This window comes from Leucobacter ruminantium, from assembly GCF_017565705.1.
Classification (GTDB): domain Bacteria; phylum Actinomycetota; class Actinomycetes; order Actinomycetales; family Microbacteriaceae; genus Leucobacter; species Leucobacter ruminantium.
In genome coordinates this window covers 1-7104 of the sequence record NZ_JAGDYL010000050.1, presented here as the reverse complement: position 1 = coordinate 7104, position 7104 = coordinate 1, and the positions used below count along the sequence as shown (strand labels likewise).

Genomic DNA, 7104 nt, shown 5'->3' with positions numbered 1-7104 from the left:
TCGTTAGCCGCGCGGACCTGACCGCGATTCAGGACTCGCTCAACGGCCGACCACGCAAGACGCTCGGATATCTGACACCATCGGAGAAGTTCACGGAACTCGTTGCGACCACCGGTTGAATCCGCCGATCCGGAGGACGTTGCCGATGATCTCGGCGGTCACGGTGTTCTGGCGGGCCGGCTTCGCGGCGAACTCGTCGGCGATCCAGCGGGTGATGGTGGGCAGCCGGTCCCCGATCTGCCCCACGGCGACCATCGGGACCTGGGAGAACAGCAGCTTGGAGTTCGGGAAGTTCGGGCCGAAGTTCTCGCCGGAGAAGACGCCGGCGCGCAGGAAGCGGAGCCCGCTGATCTGCGCCGGGTCGAGCGCGTCGCAGTCGGCCCAGGCCATCGTGGGCGCCGCGGCGGAGTTCGCGCCCGTGAAGTCGGCGGTGCACTGCACGGTGTACGAGGACGCGGGGAAGGCCCGGGTGTCCATCGCCGGATCGGCGGCGGCCGAGCTCGAGCTTGGAGCGACCGCGCCGAGCACCGCGCCGTCCAGACGATCGGTGTCGAGGCGTTGCTTGGCCGGGTCCCAGAAGTGGAAGCTCGTGACGTTCGTCAGCGACGGCTCCTCCGGGACGTAGATCGTCTCGCTCGCGAAGGTCCCGTCCTTGCCGATGTACCCGAGGTTGTTGATGTCGGCAAGCAGGCCCCACTTCCCCGCGGCCGGGGTGCGCACGATCGGCTGGGCCGTGCTCCGCCAGGGGTAGGCTTCGACGAGGTCCGCCCCGGCGATCTTCGGCGTGAAGTACGAGGCGCCCTGCTGGTAGCCGTACTCGACCGTCTGGCAGGCGAGCGCGCGGCTCGCCTCGTTGTTGTTCGGGTTCGAGTCCACGATCGGCCGTCCGTTGGCGTCGACCCAGTTGCCCGGTGAGACCCTGGCGCCGAGCGTCGCCTGGCAGCCGTAGTCTTCCTGGAGCACCTTCTGCGGGGTGTAGGAGTAGACGCGCAGGACGTTGCCCTGGTCCGCGAGCATCGCCTCGCACGCCGGGTTCTTCTTCATCGTGATCGTCACGGTCTGCGCGGAGCTCGACGGGTAGTACTGGTTGTTGTTGTAGGGGTTGGGGCCTACGAAAGCCCAGCACCCGCCCCCGATCGGGACCTGGGTAGAGTTGTTGCGGGGCAATTGGAAGGCGGAGCGCGGTCCCGAGTAGGCCACCGTGAAGGTGATGTTGCCGTTCGGGTCCGCGTACCCGACCTTCGAGAGCGCGTCGGGCTACAGCCGGATGTCCCACCGCTGCTCGAGCGCCGGGCCTGCGCCGCCCGGGCCGAACTCGGGGCCGGCGAACCAGTGGTTCGCAATGATCGCGGGCGCGCCGACGGTCTGGATGGAGAGGTCCGCGCTCGCGACCGAGCGCACGGTGACGGGCGCGAGCGTCCGCGTCTGCGTGCCGGAGTCGTCGCTGTAGGTCAGCTCGGGGGTCCACGTCGACCCGTCCGCGCAGCCCTCGCCGGCCTGCACTCGGAACGGCTGGGTGAGCACGACGCCGTTCGCCGCCTGGGTCCAGGTGACGACCACGGTGTCGGCGTCCGGGTGGGCGACCGACCCGGTCGTCTGCCCGCCGTTGAGGCTGAAGGTGAGGTTCTGGTCGACCGTCGCGTCCCAGACCCAGCAGCTCGGCTTCCGCAGGGTCATCGTCGCGCCGGTCACCGCCCCCGAGGTGCTCGCCTGGACCTCGAAGCCGACGAAGTCCCGGACGGCGACGATGCCGTTCGTGCCGTTCGCGTCGACGGGGTTGTTGGTGAAGGAGTAGCCGTCCGCGACCTGGTTGAGGCTGACGGCGTCGAAGGTCCCGGTCGCGGCTGTCGCGGCGACCGGCGCCGCGAGCATGCCCAGGACGAGGCCGACGGCCAGCCCGGCGGCCTGGCGGATGAGTGTCATGGTGCGGAAGGTTCCTTCGAGGTCGAGCGGAGTGTGGGCGTGCGGTGGGGTGCGGGAGGGACGGCCCGGATCCGGCCGCCCCTCCCCTGCGGATCAGGCCACGCGGCGGCGCTGCAAGGCGCGGCCCAGCAGCAGCGCGCCGAGCAGGGCGGCGCCGGCGCCGGAGGCGGCGAGGACCCCGGAGTCGCCGGACCCCGTGTTGGCGAGGGTCTGCACCGGCTTCGGGTCCGTGGGCTTCGGGTCCACCGGGTCGACCGGGTCGACGATCTCGCTGGCCGAGTAGCACTCGGGGGCGTCGGCGCCGAGCACCGTGACCTCGGTGCCGATGCCGCGCGCCGGGACCCCGTCCGGGGCGGTGTACGCGCCGGTCACCTGGTAGGTGCCGGCCGGCGCCGCGAGGAGCTCGCCCTCCACGCCGGCCTCGGTCAGTCCGGTGCCGCCGTTCTGCACGGAGAACACGACGCCGTCGGCGGTCGTGCCGACCGGGGTCGCGTCGTCCGGGAGGATCCCGGCATCGGTCACGGTCGACTGGATGTCGAAGTCGGCGCGGCCGAAACCGGTCGGCGTGTACTTCGTCTTCCCCTCGGTGTACTCGGCGAGGTCCGCCGCGCAGAAGGAGCCGGTCGAGGTCGCGGCGATGGACGGCTCGGTGATGGACAACGGCGTGATCGCCGTCGGCGACAGCCGCTCGGCGCCTGCCTGCTCGCCCTCCTGGAGGAAGAACTCGAGCTGCCCGGTGCCCGGCACGTCGGACAGGATGGACGCGGTCACGGTTCCGGTGATCCCGGGCGGCACGTTGCCGCCGAACGCCATGATGATCGGCGTCACGTCGGCGGTGAAGCCCTCGATGCTGCGCCCGTCGAGCGCGCTCGCGAGCGCGTTCATCGCGTCGACCTGCGGCTGGTAGGTGGCGCAGTCGCTCCCGGGGACCGAGCCGTCGCACCCGAAGCGGAAGGTGTACGTCGCGTCGGAGCTGTCCGTGAAGTCACCCGTGTAGGTGAGCACGGGGATCGGGTACTGCACCGTGTCGCTCTGGATCGTGTAGGTGACCTGCATGTCGTCGCGCGGTTGGCCGACCCGGCCGTGCACGGTGGAGCTGCCGTCGATCGGGGCGTCGGCAGCGTTCTGCGTCGAATAGGTGACCGAGATGTCGGTCTCGGCGGCGAAGGCCGCCGGGGCGCCGAGCAACGGCGCCCCGACGACGAGGGCGGCGCCGAGGGCGACGCCCGGGATCAGCGCGAGGCCGCGGGTACGAGAGGTCATCTGCTGGGTTCTCCTTCTGGTTCGGGGGCCGGGCGGCCGTTCGGATCGCTCCGAGGGCCGCCCGGCCGTCCTGCGGTTCGTACGGGTGGGTTACTCGCCCGCGGGGCGTCCGCGCCGGCGCCGGAGCACCAGCAGCACGCCGCCCGCCGCGAGGAGCGCGGCGGCTGCGACCGCCGCCATCCAGGGCGCGCCGCCGCCGGTGGTGCTCAGCGGCTCCGTCGGCCGGGGCCCGACCGGGGGTTCGGGCTTCGGCTCGGGCGGGACGGTCCTCGGGTCGCCGTGGCCGTACCAGTCGTCCGAGGCCGCGAGCTCACCGCTCAGCAACGACTCGGTCGCGGTGACCTCCACGGTGTTGCGGTAGGCCCCCTTCGCGACGGGGCCGGACGCGGCATAGGTCACCGAGGCCCCCGGCTGCAGCAGGCCGTCGAAGCCGTCGGGGGCGGCGACCGCCCCGATGACGCTGTCGGCGACGGAGCCGAGCTGCACGGGCGTGTTCCCGCGGTTCGTGATCACGTACGCGAACTCGACGGTGCTGCCGGCCACGACGTGCCTCGCCAGGTCCTCCGTCGGGGCGCGCACCCCGTCGCCGAGCTTCACCACGTCGAGGCCCGAGACGACGCCGAAGCCGAACCAGTCGTCGGTCGCGGCCAGCGCACCGCCTGCCGGGTCAGCGCCCGCGACCGTCACCGTGTTGGCGTAGTCGCCCGCGGGGATCGGGCCGTTCGCCGTGAAGACGGCCTCGGCGCCCGCCGCGAGCGTCCCGTCGAAGCCGGCCGGCGGCGTGGCCGCCCCGACCCGGTCGTCGTCGACTCCCGCGATCGAGACCGCCGTGTTGCCCGTGTTCGTCACCGTGTAGACGAAGGGCACCTCGGTGCCCGCCGCCACGGCGTGCGCCTCGGCTGCGGAGTCGTTGACCACGCCGTCCCCGCTCTTGACCACGGTGAGGCCGCTCGTCACGCCGAACCCGAACCACTCGTCCGATGCGGAGAGCTCCTCGGAGCCCGCGGTCGCGGTGACCTCGACCGTGTTCGTGTAGGCGCCGGCCGCGACGGGGCCGGACGCGGTGAAGGTGACGCTCTCGCCTGCGCCGAGCACGCCGGAGAAGCCGGCGGGAGCCGTGATCGTGCCGAGCACGCTGTCCACGACCTCATCAAGGGTCACCTCGGTGTTGCCGCCGTTGGTGATCCGGTACTCGAAGTCGACCGTGGATCCGGCCGGGACGTGGAGCGGCGCGTCGGAGGAGGCCGTCGCGACGCCGTTGCCGGTCTTGACGACCGAGAGCGCGGCCGTGACGCCGAATCCGAACCACTCGTCCGATGCGGAGACCTCGCCGCCGTTCTGCGTCCCGGTCGCCGTGGCCGTGTTGGAGTAGGCCCCAGCCGCCACCGGACCGGTCGCCGTAAAGACCGCCGAAGCGCCCGCGGCGAGCGTGCCGTCGAAGCCGACCGGGCTGACCACCGTGGCGACGGCGCCGATCTCGCTGTCGACGAGTTCGAGCCCGGTGACGGGCACGTTGCCGGTGTTCGTGACGGTGTAGTTGAAGGTCACGTCGGCGCCGGCCGGCACCTCGACGGCCTCGTCGGCGCTCTCGGCCGTCTGGCCGTTGCCAGTCTTCACGACGCTGATCCCGGTGGTCGCGCCGAAGCCGTACCAGGTGTCAGACGCGGTGACGTCCTCGCCCTCGGAGACGCCGTCGGCCGTGGCGGTGTTCTGATACGCGCCGGCCGCGACGGGCCCGGTCGCCGTGAAGGTCACGCTCTCGCCTCCGGCGAGCGTGCCGGTGAACCCGGCCGGGGCCGCGACCGTGCCGAGCACGCTGTCCTCGAGCACGATGTCGGTCACGGGCGAGCCGCCCTCGTTGGTGATGGTGTATTCGAATGCCACGTCGGATCCCGCCGCGACCGTGACCGCGTCGGCCGACGTGGGCGTCGCCACGCCGTTGCCGGTCTTCACGATGCTGATCTCCGAGGGCGGCGATGCGAGCGTCGTCACGGCCGTATCGCCGTTGCCCGCCTCGTTCCAGGCGGAGACGCGGAACTGGTAGCTCTGGGCCGGGTCGAGCCCGGTGACCGTCGCGGTCGCGTCCGTGGCGGTCGGCGTCGTCACCACGCTCCAGGTGGCCCCGTTGTCGGTGGAGCGCTCGATCACGTAGTCGCGCAGCGGGGACTGCGCGTCCCCGGTCGTGCCGGTCGCGAGCGCGTCCCAGGAGAGCTGCGCCGACGTCTTGGTGCCGTCGGTGTAGGTGCCGGTGAGCCCGGTCACGGGGTCCGGCGTGCGCGCGAAGATCTGCACGCGGGTGCTCGAGGTGCCCTCGGCCACGGTGAGGTACATGAAGCCGCGCTCATCGAACGCGATGCCGCGCACCGTGTTGACCTGACCGTTGGCATTGCCCTGGCCGAATGCGGAGAACTTGCCCTTGGGCGTGCCGTCCGACGCGAAGATCGAGATCAGGCCGTTGCGCTGGCCGACGTAGATGTCCCCCGTGCGCGGCTCGACCTGGATGGTGAACGTCGCGTGGGTCTGGCTGTCGCCGGTCGCGAGGGTGCCGAGGCCGATGGTGTCGAGCACCGCGCACCGGTCACGGGAGGAGCCGGCCGGGTTGCCGACGGCCTCGGTGGTGCAGTTCGCCGGATCGATCCGCTGGATGAAGGTCTGGTTGCCCGCTCCCGGATCGATGTAGCCGACCAGCAGCGTGCCGTCGGCCGGGTCGACGGCGATCGAGTACGGCGAGCGGTAGCCGCCGTCGGCGGGGTACTGCGTCCCGGCCGGCTGGTTGAGGTAGATGTTGCGCACGAAAGTGCCGTCCGCCCGGTACTGCTTGAGCAGTTCGGGCGTCTGGCTCGTGACGAGCATGTCGCCGTTCTGCATCCGTGCGATCCCCACCGGGTAGTCGAACGCCTGCGGGTCGTTCCGGTTCGACCAGGTGTTGCCGCTCGGCCAGGTGGTCTTGCCGAGCGCGCCTGCCTCGGTCCCGTCGGGGTTGACCATGCGGATCGCGTGGTTGGCGTGGTTCAGCCAGGCGTACCCCGCGTCGGAGTCGAGCGCCCAGGCGACGCCGTCGTTCGTGACGGCCACGCCGCGCACCCCGCCGAACTGCCCGCTCGGCATCGCGGCGCCGTCGAGGCGCTGCGCATCGGCGAGCGTGGCGTAATTCGCGCCGAGGCCCGCATTGGCGCCTGCGGGCACCGCGCCGTAGGCGCCGTTGCCCTGGTACTGTCCGAGCGCCCAGTCGGGGGTGCCCGAGAGCGCGTAGCGGTGGAGCTTGGAGTCGCCGATGTAGCAGGGTCCCGTGGCGGTCATCAGCGTGCCGCCGGCGAGCGAGCAGAGGAAGCTGTTGCCGGTCCATTGGATCTTCGCGCTGTCGGTCACCCACAGCGAGCCGTCGGCCGGGCTCAGCGCGAGCCCGTAGCTGAACACGGTGCCGGCCGAACGCGTCTTTACGTCGCCGGCGTAGCCCCAGAGCCCCGACCCCTTGGCCTTGCCCGCGGTCGAGGCGACGCTCGTGACCCCGCTTGGGGTCGTGCTGACCGCCGGGTCGCCGACCACAGCCTGGGCGGGCTGGGCGGGCGCAGCCAGGCCGACCGCGGTCAGCGCGCTGAGCGCCAGCGCCGCGAGAGCCGCGCACGCGGTCGCTCTGAGCGTTCGTTGTTTGTGCTTCATGGGTTCCCCCTCATTAGTTCTAGGCGCATGTAAGGGCGTCGGACAGTACGTGCGCTAACTAGAGAGTGCATATTTCTTGGAATAAGTGACGCACGTCGTCTGGTTTTTGTCTAGCGCACGGGCACAGCGACGGGTCTGCTGCACGAGTTGGTGACAGCTTGGTCAGGCAGCGAGTGCGACCTGCTCGTTCATGATGGCCTCGTACTCGACCGGCGTCAAACGCCCGAGCCTGGCCTGTCGCCGCCGCCGGTGATAGGT

4 protein-coding genes are annotated in these 7104 nt (G+C 71.3%); all 4 read right to left on the bottom strand.

Annotation, left to right across the window (positions count from 1 at the left end):
* Window positions 1–90: 90 nt before the first annotated feature.
* The 4 genes from J4H91_RS15190 to J4H91_RS15175 all read right to left on the bottom strand — a co-directional run bounded on the left by J4H91_RS15190 (window position 91) and on the right by J4H91_RS15175 (window position 6846).
* Window positions 91–1200 (bottom strand): hypothetical protein, encoded by a 1110-nt coding sequence (locus J4H91_RS15190; protein ID WP_208047092.1) that lies wholly within the window; start codon window positions 1198–1200, stop codon window positions 91–93.
* Window positions 1201–1257: 57 nt separating this feature from the next.
* Entirely contained in the window at window positions 1258–1923 is a 666-nt protein-coding gene (locus tag J4H91_RS15185; protein WP_208047091.1) for a hypothetical protein, read from the bottom strand.
* Between the two features lie 93 nt (window positions 1924–2016).
* Window positions 2017–3186 carry a hypothetical protein gene (locus J4H91_RS15180; RefSeq protein WP_208047090.1) on the bottom strand — a complete coding sequence of 390 codons (1170 nt, stop codon included), beginning with the start codon at window positions 3184–3186 and terminating at the stop codon, window positions 2017–2019.
* Window positions 3187–3276: 90 nt separating this feature from the next.
* Window positions 3277–6846 carry a DUF7507 domain-containing protein gene (locus J4H91_RS15175; protein ID WP_208047089.1) on the bottom strand — a complete coding sequence of 1190 codons (3570 nt, stop codon included), beginning with the start codon at window positions 6844–6846 and terminating at the stop codon, window positions 3277–3279.
* Window positions 6847–7104: the final 258 nt, after the last annotated feature.

What these genes read in the sequence shown, in the direction of transcription:
- J4H91_RS15185 (WP_208047091.1), bottom strand. Translation starts at nt 1,923, where the DNA reads ATGACACTCATCCGCCAGGCCGCCGGGCTGGCCGTCGGCCTCGTCCTG.
- J4H91_RS15180 (WP_208047090.1), bottom strand. Translation starts at nt 3,186, where the DNA reads ATGACCTCTCGTACCCGCGGCCTCGCGCTGATCCCGGGCGTCGCCCTC.
- J4H91_RS15175 (WP_208047089.1), bottom strand. Translation starts at nt 6,846, where the DNA reads ATGAAGCACAAACAACGAACGCTCAGAGCGACCGCGTGCGCGGCTCTC.